This is a genomic window from Halorubrum sp. 48-1-W, from assembly GCF_003287355.1.
Classification (GTDB): domain Archaea; phylum Halobacteriota; class Halobacteria; order Halobacteriales; family Haloferacaceae; genus Halorubrum.
In genome coordinates, this window is record NZ_QMIM01000051.1 from 1 (window position 1) to 15,447 (window position 15,447).

Consider the following 15,447-nt stretch of genomic DNA (forward strand, 5'->3'; position numbering starts at 1 on the left):
CCTTCACCGCGCCAGCAACGAGGCCTTCTCGATCAAACATTCCGTTCCAATAGCACACGCGCTCTGATGGCTGATCCGCTTGTATTTCTCCGCGATAAAAGATCTCGACAAGCGCTCCGTGCCACTCTCTCCCGCCTACTCGTCGACGTCCTCGACGACCGCGCCCGGCGCGTTCGCCTTCACGCTCCGGAGCCCGCCGACCGCGTTTCGCTTGGAGGCGTATCCCTGCCCGCCGTCGGCGATGATGTTGCCGTTGTCGTGGCGGAGCCGCCAGCGCCGTTTCCCGTCCTTCCCCTCGAACAGCTCGAACGTCGCGTCGCTGCCGCCCTCCTCGGGGGGCTCCTCGTCTCTCTTCAAGTCGACGACGTGGGCGCCGGGCGCGTTCCGTTTCACGGAGTCGATGCCGTTCTCCGCGTCCCGCCGGTCGGCGTACCCCTGGCTGCCGTCGGCGATCACGTTGCCGTTGTCGTGGACGAGCCGCCAGCGCCACTCGTCGACTGCGTCCGCGTACACCTCGAACGTCGCCTTGCTCACAGCGGCGTCGAGGTCGACATCGCCCTCCTCCTCCGTCCACTCCATCTCGAGGTCGAGACTGACCGTGTCCCCCTCGCGTTCGATCGCTACCTCCAGCTCCGGCTCGGCCGGCGGGTCGACGGTGACCGTGCCGGCGTCGTCGACGGGGAGCGGCTCGCCGCGCCCCAGCGCCTTCGCGATCCGACGGAAATAGGTTGCGAGCGCCTGTCGACTGCGCGACCGTTCGGATTCGTGGACAGTCTCTTCTGGCATACACCGAGAAAGTCTCCCCGCGGGCACAAAACGCTATGGTCGGGGAGGTACGTCGGTTTCGTCGGTAGCCATACCGGTGTCGTGGACGGTAACACCGATCACCGGGTGCCGTCCCGACCCCGCCGCTCCTCCGAGCTCTCGCGGTAGTCCGGGAGCGTGTCGTCCTGCATGACTGCGCCGCGGCCGCCGTCGATCAGGAGCGCGGCACCGGTGATGAACGCCGCGTCCTCGCTCGCGAGGAAGGCGACGGCGCCGGCGACGTCCGCCGGCGTCCCGATCCGCCCGGTCGGGTGGATCGATTCGACCTCCTCGATCCGCCCGTCGGACAGTTCCTCGCGGGTCCGTTCCACCTCGATCCACCCGGGGACGACCGTGTTCACCCTGACGTGTGGCCCGAAGTCGATCGCCAGCGACCGCGTCATTCCGTTGATCCCGGCTTTCACGGCGTTGTACGGGAAGTGAGCCGGCATCATCGCGTACGCGTGGTTCGACGAGACGTTGACGATCGCCCCGCGGTCCATGTGGTCGAGGACGGCCTTCGCAGCGAGCCAGTGCCCCCGAAAGTCCGTCTCGACGACGAACTTCGAGTCCGACAGCGTCGCCTCGTCGGCGGCGGTCTCCGTCTGTGGGAAGTCGACGACGCTACGGATGGTCGCGGGGCTCGAGACGATCACTCGCGGCGAGATCCGCCTCGACGAGCGGGTCATCAACGACGTGAAACCGCAGCACCGCGACATCGCGATGGTGTTCCAGTCGTACGCGCTGTATCCCCACATGACCGTCCGGGAGAACATGGCGTTCGGGCTGGAGGAGTCGACCGACCTCGCCGACGACGAGATCGAAGCGCGCGTCTACGACGCGGCGGACACCATGGGCATCGCCGAGCTGGTGGACCGCAAGCCGTTGGACCTCTCGGGCGGCCAGCGACAGGGGGTCGCGCTCGGGCGGGCGATCGTCCGCGACCCGGAGGGGTTCCTGATGGACGAACCGCTCTCGAACCTCGACGCGAAGCTCCGGTCGGAGATGCGGACGGAGCTCCAGCGACTCCAGGCGGAACTCGACGTGACGACGATGTACGTCACCCACGACCAGACCGAGGCGATGACGATGGGTGACCGGATCGCGGTCCTCGACGCCGGGGAACTCCAGCAGGTGGCGACGCCTCTCGAGTGTTACCACGAGCCGGCGAACCGGTTCGTCGCCGGGTTCGTCGGCGACCCGTCGATGAACTTCTTCGACGTTACCCGCGACGGCGACACGTTCGTCGGCTCCGCCTTCGAGTACCCCCTCTCGGAGTCGACGCTCGACGACGTCGGCGAGACCACGGACCTCACCCTCGGCGTCCGGCCGGAGGACGTCTCGCTGACGGAGGACCCGACCGGCGATCACAACTTCTCGACGGTCGTCGAGGTCGTCGAGCCGATGGGCGACGAGAACACGGTGTACCTCCGGTTCGAGGACGCACCCGAAGGGCAGACGTTCATCGCGACGATCGACGGCCTCGAGCGGATCGCGGTCGACGACGAGGTCACAGTCGAGATCCCGGAGGAGACGATCCACCTCTTCGACGGGGGCTCCGGCGAGGCGGTACACAACCGACGCCTCGACGAGGCCGCGGCCCTCGACGTCTCCTGACGGTCCCCGGACCGGCCGGCGGATCGCTGGGTGAACCCTCTCCCGGTTGTTTTTCGCGGCTACTCCCGCTTGGCGACGACGGTCACTCCCGTTCGGCGACGATCGTCTCGCCCGCCAAGACCGCGTCGCCCTCGCGCACGAGCAGGTCCTCACGGGCGACGTCGGCCGGCAACACTACGTCGGCGCGCGACCCGAACGAAACGTGGCCGACGCGCTCGCCCCGCTCGATCCGGTCGCCGACCTCGACCGCCGGGTGGATCCGGCGGGCGAACCAGCCGGCGATGACGAGCAGTTCGTACTCGCCGAAGTCGATGACGACCTGCTCGTTGCGCTCGGACTCCTTGTCGAACGCCGGACGGTTCGCCCCGGGTCGATGCCGGACCTCCCGGACCTCGCCGGCGATCGGCGCGCGGTTGACGTGGACGTCGGTCGCGCTCATGTACACCCCGACCCGGAGCCGTGTCCCCTCCTCGCGCACGACGCTCACGGTGCCGTCGGCGGGCGAGACGACCGCCCCGCTCGGGTCCGGCGGGGTCCGCTCGGGATCGCGATGGAACCAGAGGACGCCGAGCGTGAGCGCGACCAGCCCGACGCCGACCGGCGGGAGAAACGGGAGGGCGACGGCCGCCGTAAGCGCGGGGACGAGCGCCAGCCGCCAGCCGTTGTCGACGACGTCGAACGGGAGGACCCGCGCGAGCGGGGGGTTCCGGCTCATGCCTCCGCCTCCGCGGGCTCGTGGAATTCCGCGTGGAGTTCGGTCCGCCCCACAGCCCACGCGGCGAGCAGGTGGGTGAGGTGGAGCCGGTCGTCGAGCCCCTCCGTCAACGCGAGGTCCGCCTCGCCGGCGAGCTTGTGGAGCCGTGCGAGGTCGTCGCTGTCGTACGCCGACCCCGCCCGCGCGACCCGAAGCGTCTCGCGGAGCAGCCCGGGACCGTCGTACCCGCCCTCGTCGAGGAGGTCGTCGAGGGTGCTCCGGGCCCCTTTCAGGTCCCCTTCGCGGGCGGCCGCGAGCGCCTCGCGAATCGTGTCGTCGTCGCCCACTTCGCCGAGCGTCTCGTAGGCGGTCGTCATGGTGATCTCCTCGCCCTCGACGGCGGTCGTCTGCGCTGCGAGGATCGCCCGCCTGAGGTCACTGCCGGTCGCGCTGGCGACGAACTCGAGCCCGTCGTCGTCGTACGCGACACCCTCCCGGTCGCAGACCGTCTCGAGCACGTCGATGGTCTCGTCGGTCGTCGGCGCGCGAAGCCGGATCGGGAAACACCGCGACTGGATCGGCGCGATGAGCTTCGAGGGCTGGCGGGTGGCGATGACGAACTGGGTCGTCCGGTGGTGTCTCTCCATCACCCGGCGGAGCGCCTGCTGGAAGTCCTCGCGGATGGACTCGGCGTTGTCGAGGAGGACCGTCTTGTACTCGCCCGACATCGGCGCGTAGGAGGCCGACTCGGTGAGGACGTGGTTTATCATGTCGCGTTTCGCCATCCGGCTTCTCCCCTGGAGGAAGCCCTCGAACCGGGGATCCGTCCGGATCTCCTTTTTCGTCCGGCCGAAGAAGTCCGCGACGTTGATCTCGATCAGGTCGCTTTCCGGGTCGGCGTGTGACTCCCGCGCCAGCGCCCGCGTCGCGGCCGTCTTCCCGGCCCCCGGCGGCCCCTGGACGACGAGGTTCATCGGCTCGTCGACCGCCCGACGGAGCCGGTCGCGGGCGTCAGTCTGGCGGATCTCGGACAGCTCGGGCGCGTGCGTGTCGATCCACAGCGGTCCGTCCATTACCGTCCCCTCCGAGCCGCGCGCTCAAGAAACGGTCGGTCCGGGCGGTCTCCCGAGTTCCGTTCCATCGGTTCCGCGACCGTCACTCCCGGACGCGTTCGAGTTCGCGCTCGACGGTCCCGCGGAGCCGGTCGGCCACGTCGCGGTCGGCCACGTCGCGGTCGGCCACGTCGCGGTCGGCGACCTCCGCGTCCTCGGTCTCGAGCAGGCGGTCGAGCTTCCGCTCGAACTCGTGGTCGTCGATATCGCCGCGTGCGTAGCGTTCGCGCAGTGCGTCGAGCGCGGGGTCGCTTTCGCGGCCGTGTTCGCCGCCGTTTCCGTCGCGATCGGGAAGCGGCTTCGCGAGGGTGTGGAGCACGGGGAGGACGACGAACAGCCCGAGGAACCAGACGAGCGGGAGGGTCCACCAGAGGTTCGTGACGAGCGGTGCGAGGACGCCGGCGCCGACGACACACAGCGCGAACACCCGCCGCCAGCGGTGTCGGAGGTTCCAGGCGACACGTCGGAGGGGACCGGTCATACCCGGTCGGACGGAACCGAGGGCTAAACCGGTTTCGTCGGGTCCATCCGTTTCGCCGGAGTCGTCGGGGTCACTCCAGGTCGAACTCGAGGCTGTCGCCCGGTTCGACGTCGTTGTCGGCGCTCCACCCGATCGGGACCTCGAGGACGTACTTCCCCGTCCCCTCGTAGGTAGTGAGCGGACGCGATTCGGGTTCGGCCTCGTGGATCTGCGTGATCTCGCCGTCGGCGTCGACGAACACGATGTCGATGGCGAAGGCCATGTCGCGCATCACGTAGTCGTACTCGCCGGGCTCGCTGTGGACGAACAGCATTCCCTCGTCGTCGGCGAGTTCGTCCGTCGCCGAGAGCCCGACGTAGCGTTTTACCGGGCCGTCGGCGATCCGGGCCTCGACGGTCGCGAGCGTCTCGCCCGTCTCGGCGTCCGTCGCCTCCACCGTGGTCGTCTCGTAGCCCGGGATCAGGAGCGACGGGGCGGTGGCGATGGCGAGGGCGGCGACCACGAAGACGACGATGAGAACGGTGAGCGGCGCGCGGAATCGGGGGTTCACGGCCGGGCTTTGCGGCCGAGACAGAAACCGTTTTCCGCTCGCGGCGGCTTCCCCCGACGGGGGCTCGTGGTCTAGCTGGTTATGACGCGGCCTTTACAAGGCTGAGGTCGGCGGTTCGAACCCGCCCGAGCCCATTTCTGGGACGAACGAAGTGAGTCACAGAAATGTATGCGAGGGCGGGTTCGAATCAGGGAGCGGGAGGTGAGCGAGCCTCGCGAGCGAACGGGAGCGACCGTGGTTCGAACCCGCCCTAATACGTCCGTTCCGAGAGAAGTCGAGTCGATACGTCCGATCTCGTTTCCGATGTGGTGGACATCAGCAAAGCCCCAGTCGCTCGGTACTAAGTCGTCGTCGACACAGTGAACGTCTCCAAAGCCCCAGTCGCGAAGAGCGCGCACGCTCGCTGTGCTCCTCGGTCGCTCACTTCGTTTGCTCCCTGTGGTGTCGCCGGCGCTTCGCGCCGGCTGCCCGTGGCGCGTAGCGCCACGCTGCTTACGTCGTCATCAGAACGCACTGCGTTCTGATTGGCTCACGAGAGCTCTGCTCTCGTGAACGCCTGCGCGCTCTTCGCGACTGCCCCTTTGAATCCCGCCCGAACCGCACAGCACCGCACCTCACGCCTCCCCAGCCTCGCCACTCGCGCTTTTCAAGCGCTCGTGGCGTCCCTCGCGGTCTGCTCGCGCCCTGACGGGCGCTCGCAGGCGCGCCACCGCCGACAGCGTCAGCCTCAACTACCGTTTCCTCCACCACATCCGGCGCGTCCCTGCGCTCGCCTCACCCACCGAACAGGCTGGAGTGGACGGGGGCGTGATCCGGGTCGCGGTCGGGTTCGTCCCTCGCGGAGTCGTCGCCGCCTCGGTCGTCGACCGCGCGACCCTCGACGCCGTCGGCGAGGAAGTCGCGAAGCGGCGGGCCGACGTGTTCGGGCTCGACGAGGAACGCGTCGTGGCCGTGGTCGGAGTCGATCACGTGGTGAGCGACGGGGACGTCGCGCTCGCGGAAGGCGTTCGCGACGGCGTCAGCCTGCTCGACCGTGAAGTGCCAGTCGCCGGTGAAGCTGGTGACGAGCGCCTCGCCCTCGAAGGCGGCCAGCGCGTCGGCGTCGGAGCCGTAGCCCGCAGCGAGGTCGTACTCGTCCATCGCGCGCGTGAGGTAGAGGTAGCTGTTGGCGTCGAACCGCTCCGCGAACCCCTCGGCCTGGTAGTCGAGGTACGACTCCACCTCGCGGTACGGGAAGAAGGCGGCCGCGGGGTCGGCCCCCAGCCCGAGGTCGCCCTGCTCGCGGCTCAGCGAGTCGCGACCGGCCGACCGCCGGCCGAACTTCCGCTCCATCGACGCCTTCGAGAGGTACATGACGTGACCGATCTGGCGGGCCATCGCCAGCCCGGTGTCGGGCGACTCGCGACCCTCGCCGTAGTAGTCGCCGCCGTTCCAGTTCGGGTCCGCGCGGATCGCCCGGCGGGCGACCGCATCGAGCGCGAGACACTGCGCGTCGAGCCTGGCCGCGGCGGCGACCGGAACGACGAGGTCGACGTCGTCGGGGTAGCGTTTCGCCCACTCGAGGACGTTCATTCCGCCAACGCTCCCGCCGACGACCGCCCGGAGCCGACCGACGCCGAGGTGGTCGAGCAGGCGGCGCTGTGCGCGCGCCCAGTCCTCGACCTGAACCGGCGGGAACGCCGTCCCCCAGCGGTCGTGGTCGGGCTCGTCGCCCGGAAGCTCGAGGTCGGCCGGGCGGTCGCTCGCCGGCCCCGAGGTGCCGTAACAGGAGCCGGGCACGTTCGCACAGACGACGTAGTACTTCGTGGTATCGATCGCCTTCCCCGGGCCGACCACGTCGTCCCACCACGCGCGCGCCTGCCCGGCCTGCCCCGCGTTCGCGTCGCGGTCGGGCGTCCGGGCGACGTTCTGGCTGCCGGTGAGCGCGTGACACACGAGCACCACGTTGTCGCCGTCGAACTCGCCGTAGGTCTCGTAGCCGACCCGTAGTTCGGGGATCGACTGCCCGCACTCGAAGGTGAACTCCCCGAGGGTCGCGACGCCGGCGTCCGTGGGTGTGGCTGACATCCTCACTCCCTCACCGTTCCGCCGTCCGTCCCCGGGGCGTTCGCCGCCGCCTCCAGCGCTACGTCGAGGTCGGCGATCACGTCGTCGGGGTCCTCGATGCCGACCGAGAGCCGGACCATGTCCGCTCTGACGCCCGCGGCCGCCCGCGCCTCCGCGTCGAGCTGTGCGTGCGTGGTGGAGGCGGGATGGATGACGAGCGTCCTCGCGTCGCCGACGTTCGCGAGGAAGCTCGCGAGGTCGACCGATTCACAGAGCGTCTTGGCAGGCGTGTAGCCGCCCGCGACCCCGAAAGTGATCATCCCGCCGTACCCGGCCTCGAGGCCGTCCCCGCCGTCGAGGTCGCCCCCGCCGTCGAGGTACTTCGTCGCGTTCGCGTGGGTCGGGTGCTCCTCGAACCCGGGGTAGGTTACCCAGTCGACACGGTCGTCCGCGCGGAGGAACGCCGCGACCCGCCGGGCGTTCTCGCAGTGGCGTTCCATCCGGAGAGGAAGCGTCCCGACCCCTTGAAGCGTCTGCCAGGCGTCGAACGGCGACTGCTGGCTCCCGGTCGGCCGGACCGCCCGCTGGCGGACGACGTTCGCGAACGCGGCGTCGCCGAACCGCTCCACGAAGTCGATCGGGAACGCCGGCGACTCACCGGAGAGTTCCTCGTACTCCGCGTCCGGGTGGTCCCACGGGAAGGTGCCGCCGTCGACGACGACCCCGCCGACGGTGGTGCCGTTGCCGGTGAGCCACTTGGTCGTCGACTCCCAGACGACGTCCGCGCCGTGTTCGATCGGCCGGCAGAGGAACGGCGTCGCGAACGTGTTGTCGACGACGAGCGGGACCGCACGCTCGTGTGCGACCTCGGCGAGCCGCTCGAAGTCGGGCGTGACGAGGGAGGGGTTCGCGAGCGTCTCCACGTGGACGAAGGCGGTGTCGTCGTCGATGGCGTCGGCGTACGCCCCGTAGTCGGTCGTGCCGACGAGGCGGGCCTCCACCCCGCGGCGGTTCGCGACGCTCGTGAGGTGCGTTGCGGTGCCGCCGTACATCTCCTCGCTGGCGACGACGTTGTCGCCCGCGCTCGCGAGGACCGTCGTGATCGCGTCGAACGCCCCCATCCCGGAGGCGGTCGCGACCGCACCGGTCCCACCCTCCATGTCGGCGAGACGGTCCTCGAGCGCGCGCACGGTCGGGTTCGAGACGCGGGAGTAGACGTCCCCGTCCGCCCGGAGCGCGTACAGGTCGGCCGCCGTGTCGGCGTCGTCGAAGACGTACGACGTCGTCTGGTGGATCGGCGTCGCGCGAGCCCCGGTCGCCGGATCGGCCGCCGCTCCGGCGTGGAGACTCCGGGTGTCGAACCCACGTGTCATGTACGTTGCGCATATATCCGTGGACGTCTATAACTGTCAGTTACGGCAATCCCTGCCGGACCCCGCCGAAACGTGCGTTTATCCCCGATGCCGCCCCACGACCCGGTAATGGCAGTCGCCGACACCCCCGTGCCCGACCTCGCCGGTCGTGCTCGCGCCTGCGCCGACCGTCTGTGCGCGGCCGACCGCGTCCTGCTCGTTTCACACATCGACGCCGACGGGCTCACGAGCGCCGCTATCGCGTCGTCCGCGCTCGCTCGAGCGGGGATCGACCACGAGGTCGTCTTCGAGAAGGGGCTCGACGAGGAGTCGATCGCGGGGATCGCAGTCCGCGAGTTCGAAGTCGTGCTCTTCACCGACTTCGGCTCCGGCCAACTCGACGTCATCGCCCCCCACGAGGCTCGCGGCGACTTCGTTCCCGTGATCGCCGACCACCACCGACCCGCCGACGCCGACACGGCGTTTCACCTCAACCCGTTGCTCGAGGGGATCGACGGTGCGAGCGAGCTCTCTGGGGCGGGCGCGAGCTACGTCCTCGCCCGCGCACTGGAGGGTCCCGACGGCGACAACCGCGACCTGGCGGGGCTGGCGGTCGTCGGCGCGGTCGGCGACATGCAGGACGGCGGCGGCGGGCTCGTCGGCGCGAACGAGGCGATCGTCGCGGACGGCGTCGACGCGGGCGTCCTCGAGGAGCGTACCGACCTCGACCTCTACGGCCGACAGACCCGACCGCTCCCGAAGCTGCTGGAGTACGCCTCGGACGTTCGGATCCCCGGCATCTCCAACGACGAGGCGGGCGCGATCGGCTTCCTCCGCGACCTCGACGTCGACGTGAGACGAGACGGCGAGTGGCGGCGCTGGATCGACCTCGACGGCGACGAACGGCGGACGCTCGTCTCCGCGCTGATGCAACGGGCCGTCGCCTCCGGCGTTCCGGCCGATCGGATCGAGACGCTCGTCGGCACCTCCTACACGCTCCTCGCCGAGGAATCGGGCACCGAGCTTCGGGACGTGAGCGAGTTCTCGACGCTACTCAACGCGACCGCCCGGTACGAACGCGCCGACGTGGGGTTGGCGGTCTGTCTCGGCGACCGCGACGGGGCGCTCTCGGAGGCGCGCCGGCTGCTCCGGAACCATCGACGTAACCTCTCCGAGGGACTCCAGTGGGTAAAATCCGAGGGCGTGACTCACGAGGACAACCTCCAGTGGTTCGACGCCGGCTCGCGGATCCGCGAGACCATCGTCGGGATCGTTGCCGGGATGGCCGCCGGCTCGCCCGCCGTCGACCGCTCGAAGCCCGTGGTCGCGTTCGCGGAGAAGAACGCGACGGAGCTGAAGGTCTCCTCGCGTGGAACCGGCCGGCTGGTTCGGCAGGGCCTCGACCTCTCGACCGTAATGCGCGAGGCGAGCCGAGCGGTCGGCGGCGACGGCGGCGGCCACGACGTCGCCGCCGGCGCGACGATCCCGATCGACGAACGCGACGCGTTCCTCGACGCCGCGGACGAGCTGGTCGGCGCTCAGCTCTCGTGATCAAGCCTCGCCGAGGTCCCGGAACATCGCCCGATAGTCGTCCGTCGAGAGCGACTCGGCGATGGCGTCCATGTCGGCGTCGAGCTCGTCGAGCCGGGAGACGAGTTCGTCGAACGCCTCGTTGTCGTCGAGCTGGGCGGTCGGTTTCTGTGCTTTGAGGACCGCGCGTTTGCTCGCAAGCGCCGCCGCTTCCTGGAGGAGCTCGTCGTACTCGTCACGGGTCAAGAGTGTCTCGAGCGCGGCGAGGAGGTTCGCCCGGTTCACCGGTTTGGTCAAGTAGAGGTCGAAGCCCATGTCGATGATGTCGAAGTCGGGTTCGACGGCAGTCACCATCGCGACCCGGCAATCGAGGTCGTTCTCGCGGATGTGTTCGAGCACCTCGTCGCCGCTCCCGTCCGGGAGCCGTCTATCGAGCAGGACGGCGTCGACGGTCCCGTCGACGACCTCGATCGCCTCGACGGCCGTCGCTGCGACGGTGACATTGTAGCGCTCCTCGAGGAAGCCGGCGTACAACGCGGCGATATCCGGCTCGTCCTCCACGACGAGGACCGTCGCTTCGCTCACCGACGATCACCGTCGGGAGCGACGGGATCCGTTTCACCGAGCATACCGAACGTGGCGGCGTGTCGACGAATAAAGCTATCGCCGCCTTCTCCCTCCTGACAATCCGGTCGGCGACGCGCTCCACGCGGCGGCTCGAACGGATCGTCTTTTATGTACTCCCGTCGTGAAGACCGAGGCGAATGTCAGAACTCGTCTCTACCGGAGTCGAGGGGCTCGACTCGATCCTCACCGGCGGCATCACGGCGCAGTCGACCGTCCTCGTCTCCGGGAACCCCGGCACCGGAAAGAGTATTTTCGGGATCCAGTACCTCTACACGGGCGTCACCGACCACGACGAACGCGGGGTGTACGTCTCCTTCGAGGAGGACGAAGCCGACATCCGGGCTGCCGCCGAGTCGATCGGGTTCGACGACTTCGGCGGGCTGGTCGACGACGGCGAGATCGTGATCCTCGACAAGCGCCAGATGCTCCGGGAGACCGACTTCTCGACGGCCGTCGACAGACTGCTCGATACGATCGAAGGCGAGGACTTCGACCGGCTCGTGCTCGACTCGCTGTCGATGTTCCAGCTGTTCTTCGCGGACGAACAGGAGAAGCGGACGTACCTGCTGAAGTTCTCGGACATCCTCAAGGCGAACGGGCTGACCTCGCTCCTCATCAACGAGCAGGGCGCGGTGTTTCCCGACACCGAGGTCGGGTTGGAGAACTTCCTCACCGACGGCAACATCTACTTCATCCAGACGCCGACGGATTCCGGAGTCAACCGCTACGTCTGGGTCGCGAAGATGCGCAAACAGGACATCGACACGGACATCTTCCCGATGGACATCGGGCAGGGCGGGATCACGGTCCACGAGCGGGCGGGCGGGTTCTCGATGATGAGCCGGTCGGACGAGCCGTCGTTCTGATCGCCCGTCGACGCTCCGTCGTATCGGTCACTGCGTCGACGAGAGGTCCCGCCACACGTCGTCGAGGCGGTTCTTGACCGCGGAGCGCTCCTCGATCTCGACGGTCAGCCCGTCCCGAAAGTCGACGTCGACGCCGTCGACCTTCCGGCGGTACACCTTCACGCGGCGGTGTTCGTCCGAGAGCGGCCGGTCGTGAAGCTCCAACAGGTCGGCGTCCTCCAGCTCGTTGATCCGGCGGTAGCACGTCGCGATGGGCACCTCCAGCTCCTCGCTCAGGTCCTGGGCGGACTTGGCCTCTCCCGTCGCGGTCAGGATGTCAGTGTTGTACTTGTTCCCGAGCACCGTGATCAGGTCGTTCTCCGCCATTATCGTTATCAAATATGAATTTTTCACCCAAAAAGATACCGATGCGACACTCCCGCGCAGCGACCGATCCCCGTGGAGGGCTCGACACATCCGGTTCGTGGCCCCTCTGGCGCGCTCCGTTCTCCATCCCGACCGACCCACTCTGAGCCGACCGAAGTATCGGTATTGATATCGCATCCCGGAGATTTAACATATCCGGACGGGGAGGCCGCGTATGGACCTCATCGAAGGGCTGTACCTCGTGACGACCACCGTGCTCGCGGGGACGGGTGCGACGCTGTCGGCGTTCGCGGTGACGGCGTACCGTTCCTCCGGGCGGACCGCGATGGCGTACCTCGCCGTCGGGTTCGGGTTGGTCGTCGTCGCCGCGCTCGCCACGCCGCTCGCGGCGTTTCGGACCGCGTTCGCGAACCCCCGGGCGCTACTGCTCGTCAACAGTGGCCTGCTCGCCGGGTCGATGGCGCTCGTCGCCGGCAGCCTCGCCGTCTACGAGCCGGGGACCCGGGAGTTCGTGATCTCCGAGGCGGACGTGGCCGAGCTTCGCGAACGGTGACCTCCTGGATCCAGATCTGATACCCAGGACGGCAGTTCGTTTTTAATTCCTTTAATTAAATACAAGAATAAATACCGGAAACCGCATGACAGCAGGTGTTTATCAACTCGAATAATCCGCCCCGTGCCTTTAATAGGAGATTTCCGCTCCGTTGTGATAACGCCCGCCGGGCAGGCCGGGGGCCCACACAACAGACCAATGTTCGAAACCATATTCGACGAGGAAGAGCGCGGTCAAGTGGGGATCGGGACGCTCATCGTGTTCATCGCGATGGTGTTGGTGGCGGCGATCGCCGCCGGCGTCCTGATCAACACGGCCGGCTTCCTCCAGACGCAGGCGGAGGCGACGGGCGAGGAGAGTACATCACAGGTGAGCGATCGACTTCAGGTCGTGAGCCAATCCGGTTATCTTGACGATACCGGCGCTGGTGACGTGGATCACTTGGAATTCGTGGTCGCGCAATCCCCGGGTTCCGACAACATCGATCTCAATGAAGTGTCGGCTGAACTGATCGGAGCGGACGGGCAGGCAACCTTCCAGTTAGACGACGATGAGGTCGCGATCGACATCTTCACTGGAAGTGGAAACGTCCTGACGGGAACCAGCGATCGAGCAGAGGTCTCGATCGCGCTTACCGGTGATCACAATATCGATGGCGTATCCAGTGATCTCGGATATGCACTCGCGGAGGGTGATTCGCTGACCGTGACGTTCACGACGGCGTCGGGTGCGACGACGACGACGGAGATCCGGATCCCGAGTACCGTGGTTAAGAATTCGGTGAGGCTGTAACGATGTTCGAGTCCATTACCAATACGAAGGATCGCGGTCAAGTGGGGATCGGGACGCTCATTGTGTTCATCGCGATGGTGCTGGTGGCGGCGATCGCTGCCGGCGTGCTGATCAACACGGCCGGGTTCCTCCAGACGCAGGCGGAGGCAACGGGAGAGGACAGTACGGATCTGGTTTCCGAGCGGATCGACGTAACGAGTGAGGTCGGTATCGTTGCAGCTGATGAGACGAGCCTTGAAGAGATCCGTCTGACAGTCAGTGGTGCGCCCGGTGCCGACGACATTGACCTCGCCGACACGACGCTTCAGGCGGTGGGTCCTGGCGGTCAAGAAAATCTCGTATTCACTGATCAGCCGACTACAGAAAACGAGCTAGTCGCCGCTGATGTTAACGGTGATACCGACGTCGCCGACGGATCTTCTGACTTTGATATTGAAGTTAACCATGACAATATCGAGAATAACGATGATCCGATCACCGTAAGCGTAACTCTCGATGGTACTACTGAAACCTTCGATACGGACGGAACCACTCAAGGAGAAACGCTTACCGTTAGTGCAGACAGCACTGGAGGAGACATCAATCTTGATGCTGGTGGAACCTTTACAAGTGGCGACCAGATCGATATCTCGTTGAACAACGCTGAAATGGATGAGCTAAGCGCAACCGAAGAGGTTGATGATGGTGAATCGACGCAGCTCACCACCACAGAAACAGTCGATCAGACTCAAGAAATCAGCAACCTCGACGGTAACGAATTCGCCGTTGATGACCCGGACGGTGACTTCGAAAGTTCACCCGTCCTCAACAGCGAGAATCAGTACACGATCCTGATCAATCCGAGTGCCGGTGCGTTCAACGATGGCACCTTCAGTGAAGGTGACACGGCGACGGTCGACATCGTCTCGCCCGCCGGCGCGACGACGACAGTCGAACTCCGGGCTCCCGACCTCTTCAGCGAGGAAGGCGAGGCCGTCCAACTCTAACGAGCCACACACCGCCCGCTAACCATCCCGGCGGATCGACCCGCCCGGAACACCTATTTTCTCGCACGACCACGCCTACGCCATGAGTGACCACGACGCACGGCCGGCCGACCCCGACGACCTCGATTTCACCGACGACGAGAACGTCGTCGAGATCGGGGAGGGCCGGTACGTCGTCGGCACCGACGGCCGCCCCAACGTCCGGCGGCGGGCGCCGGACCCGGAACCCGGTCCGGGACCGGCCGACGGCTCGGGGTTCCGGTCGCCCGCGACCCCCAGCCCCGCCGACGAGCGTGAGCCGGTCGCCGGCGACCGGGGCGGTGCGGGCGGGAGCCACTCGACCGGGGACAGCGGGGACGGGAACGTCGACCGTCGAGCCGTGAGCCGCTGGTTGGCCGAGTCCTTCGACGACGACGGGTTCGACTACGGGGTGGACGTGACGCTCCACGCGAAGGGGTCGACCGCGCGCAACCGGATGGTCTCGAACGACGTGACTGCCACCTTCGATACCACCCTCTCGTGGTTCGTCGCCAACGCCGGCTCGGGGACCGACCCCGCGGAGGCGCTCGGCCTCCTGCTCGTCGCCGCCGACAGCCCGATCGACCTCCCGCCGGTGGCGATCAAACGCTTCGCAGCGAGTCAGGGACTCACCGCGAACGACTCCATCGGCGACCTGGTCCGCGCCGCCGAGGACGCCGGCGGCTTCCGGATCGAGTGAGGGCGGGCGATCTGTAGTTGTGACCGGTTCCGACGCGGTGAACACGTCCAAAGCCCCCAGCCGCTCGGCGATACCTTGTTGCTAGCGCGGAGACCACCTCCAAAGCCCCAGCCGCTCGGTACTACGCCACTGTCGAGACGGTGAACACCTCCAAAGCCCCAGCCGCGAGGCGGGCGCACGCTCGTTGCGGTCCTCAGTCGCTCGCGTTGCCCGCTCCCTACGGTCCTTACGTCACCTGCGCCCGCCTCGCGGCTGCCCCTTTGAGTCCCACCCGCCCCGCACAGCCCCGCACCTCACGCCTCCCCAGCCTCGTCGGTGGTCCTCCGCTTCGCGTCGGACCACCGACTCCCTCG

The 15,447-nt window shown here is 67.5% G+C and carries 14 protein-coding genes, 1 tRNA gene and 3 pseudogenes; 8 read left to right on the top strand and 10 right to left on the bottom strand.

Going from position 1 to position 15,447, the window contains the following annotated elements; all coding sequences use genetic code 11:
- Positions 1 to 135 precede the first annotated feature (135 nt).
- Positions 136 to 786, bottom strand: coding sequence for an HVO_2922 family protein (locus DQW50_RS17055; protein ID WP_112080459.1), 651 nt, complete (start codon positions 784 to 786; stop codon positions 136 to 138).
- A 98-nt stretch (positions 787 to 884) separates the two neighbouring features.
- Positions 885 to 1,412: pseudogene (locus DQW50_RS17060) on the bottom strand (SDR family NAD(P)-dependent oxidoreductase); the annotation flags it as partial.
- On the opposite strand from DQW50_RS17060, the pseudogene DQW50_RS17065 reads away from it, so the two are divergent.
- Positions 1,405 to 2,421, top strand: a pseudogene (locus tag DQW50_RS17065) (ABC transporter ATP-binding protein); the annotation flags it as partial. The pseudogenes DQW50_RS17060 and DQW50_RS17065 sit on opposite strands and share 8 nt — an antisense overlap.
- Positions 2,422 to 2,503: 82 nt before the next feature.
- On the opposite strand, the gene DQW50_RS17070 reads toward DQW50_RS17065, so the two are convergent.
- From DQW50_RS17070 to DQW50_RS17085, 4 genes are all read right to left on the bottom strand, one after another.
- The gene (locus DQW50_RS17070) at positions 2,504 to 3,136 is read right to left on the bottom strand and encodes a protein sorting system archaetidylserine decarboxylase (protein WP_112080461.1); all 633 of its coding nucleotides are present in this window, start codon (positions 3,134 to 3,136) and stop codon (positions 2,504 to 2,506) included.
- Positions 3,133 to 4,188 (bottom strand): AAA family ATPase, encoded by a 1,056-nt coding sequence (locus tag DQW50_RS17075; RefSeq protein WP_112080462.1) that lies wholly within the window; start codon positions 4,186 to 4,188, stop codon positions 3,133 to 3,135. Before DQW50_RS17075 ends, DQW50_RS17070 begins: the two co-directional genes overlap by 4 nt.
- 82 nt (positions 4,189 to 4,270) lie before the next feature.
- A complete protein-coding gene (locus DQW50_RS17080) occupies positions 4,271 to 4,708 on the bottom strand; it encodes an SHOCT domain-containing protein (RefSeq protein WP_112080463.1) in 438 nt (145 codons plus the stop codon).
- 70 nt (positions 4,709 to 4,778) lie between these two features.
- Positions 4,779 to 5,222, bottom strand: coding sequence for a DUF192 domain-containing protein (locus DQW50_RS17085; protein ID WP_394338599.1), 444 nt, complete (start codon positions 5,220 to 5,222; stop codon positions 4,779 to 4,781).
- 96 nt (positions 5,223 to 5,318) lie between these two features.
- Here DQW50_RS17085 and DQW50_RS17090 point away from each other — a divergent pair.
- Positions 5,319 to 5,392 (top strand) — tRNA-Val (locus DQW50_RS17090).
- A gap of 640 nt (positions 5,393 to 6,032) precedes the next feature.
- On the opposite strand, the gene metX is transcribed toward DQW50_RS17090, so the two are convergent.
- Positions 6,033 to 7,325: a homoserine O-acetyltransferase gene (metX, locus tag DQW50_RS17095; RefSeq protein ID WP_112080465.1), complete on the bottom strand. Its 1,293-nt coding sequence runs from the start codon at positions 7,323 to 7,325 to the stop codon at positions 6,033 to 6,035.
- A gap of 2 nt (positions 7,326 to 7,327) precedes the next feature.
- A complete protein-coding gene (locus DQW50_RS17100; RefSeq protein WP_112080466.1) occupies positions 7,328 to 8,677 on the bottom strand; it encodes an O-acetylhomoserine aminocarboxypropyltransferase/cysteine synthase family protein in 1,350 nt (449 codons plus the stop codon).
- A 108-nt stretch (positions 8,678 to 8,785) separates the two neighbouring features.
- On the opposite strand from DQW50_RS17100, the gene DQW50_RS17105 reads away from it, so the two are divergent.
- Positions 8,786 to 10,207 (top strand): DHH family phosphoesterase, encoded by a 1,422-nt coding sequence (locus tag DQW50_RS17105; protein ID WP_112080467.1) that lies wholly within the window; start codon positions 8,786 to 8,788, stop codon positions 10,205 to 10,207.
- Here DQW50_RS17105 and DQW50_RS17110 read toward each other — a convergent pair whose 3' ends face one another.
- Entirely contained in the window at positions 10,208 to 10,771 is a 564-nt protein-coding gene (locus DQW50_RS17110) for a HalX domain-containing protein (RefSeq protein ID WP_112080468.1), read from the bottom strand.
- Positions 10,772 to 10,950: 179 nt separating this feature from the next.
- Here DQW50_RS17110 and DQW50_RS17115 point away from each other — a divergent pair, with 179 nt between their 5' ends.
- Positions 10,951 to 11,679, top strand: a complete 729-nt coding sequence (locus DQW50_RS17115) for an ATPase domain-containing protein (protein WP_112080469.1) — start codon at positions 10,951 to 10,953, stop codon at positions 11,677 to 11,679.
- A 27-nt stretch (positions 11,680 to 11,706) separates the two neighbouring features.
- Here the strand turns inward: DQW50_RS17115 and DQW50_RS17120 are convergent, their stop codons facing one another.
- Positions 11,707 to 12,045, bottom strand: coding sequence for a helix-turn-helix domain-containing protein (locus DQW50_RS17120; protein WP_112080470.1), 339 nt, complete (start codon positions 12,043 to 12,045; stop codon positions 11,707 to 11,709).
- A gap of 214 nt (positions 12,046 to 12,259) precedes the next feature.
- Between DQW50_RS17120 and DQW50_RS17125 the strand changes: the two genes are divergently transcribed.
- The 4 genes and pseudogenes from DQW50_RS17125 (at position 12,260) to DQW50_RS17140 (ending at position 15,094) form a co-directional block, all read left to right on the top strand.
- Positions 12,260 to 12,598: a hypothetical protein gene (locus DQW50_RS17125; protein ID WP_112080471.1), complete on the top strand. Its 339-nt coding sequence runs from the start codon at positions 12,260 to 12,262 to the stop codon at positions 12,596 to 12,598.
- Positions 12,599 to 12,796: 198 nt separating this feature from the next.
- Entirely contained in the window at positions 12,797 to 13,390 is a 594-nt protein-coding gene (locus DQW50_RS17130) for an archaellin/type IV pilin N-terminal domain-containing protein (RefSeq protein ID WP_112080473.1), read from the top strand.
- 2 nt (positions 13,391 to 13,392) lie between these two features.
- Positions 13,393 to 13,920, top strand: a pseudogene (locus tag DQW50_RS18705) (archaellin/type IV pilin N-terminal domain-containing protein); the annotation flags it as partial.
- Positions 13,921 to 14,458: 538 nt separating this feature from the next.
- On the top strand, positions 14,459 to 15,094 hold the full coding sequence (locus DQW50_RS17140; protein WP_112080472.1) for a hypothetical protein: 636 nt from the start codon (positions 14,459 to 14,461) through the stop codon (positions 15,092 to 15,094).
- Positions 15,095 to 15,447 lie beyond the last annotated feature (353 nt).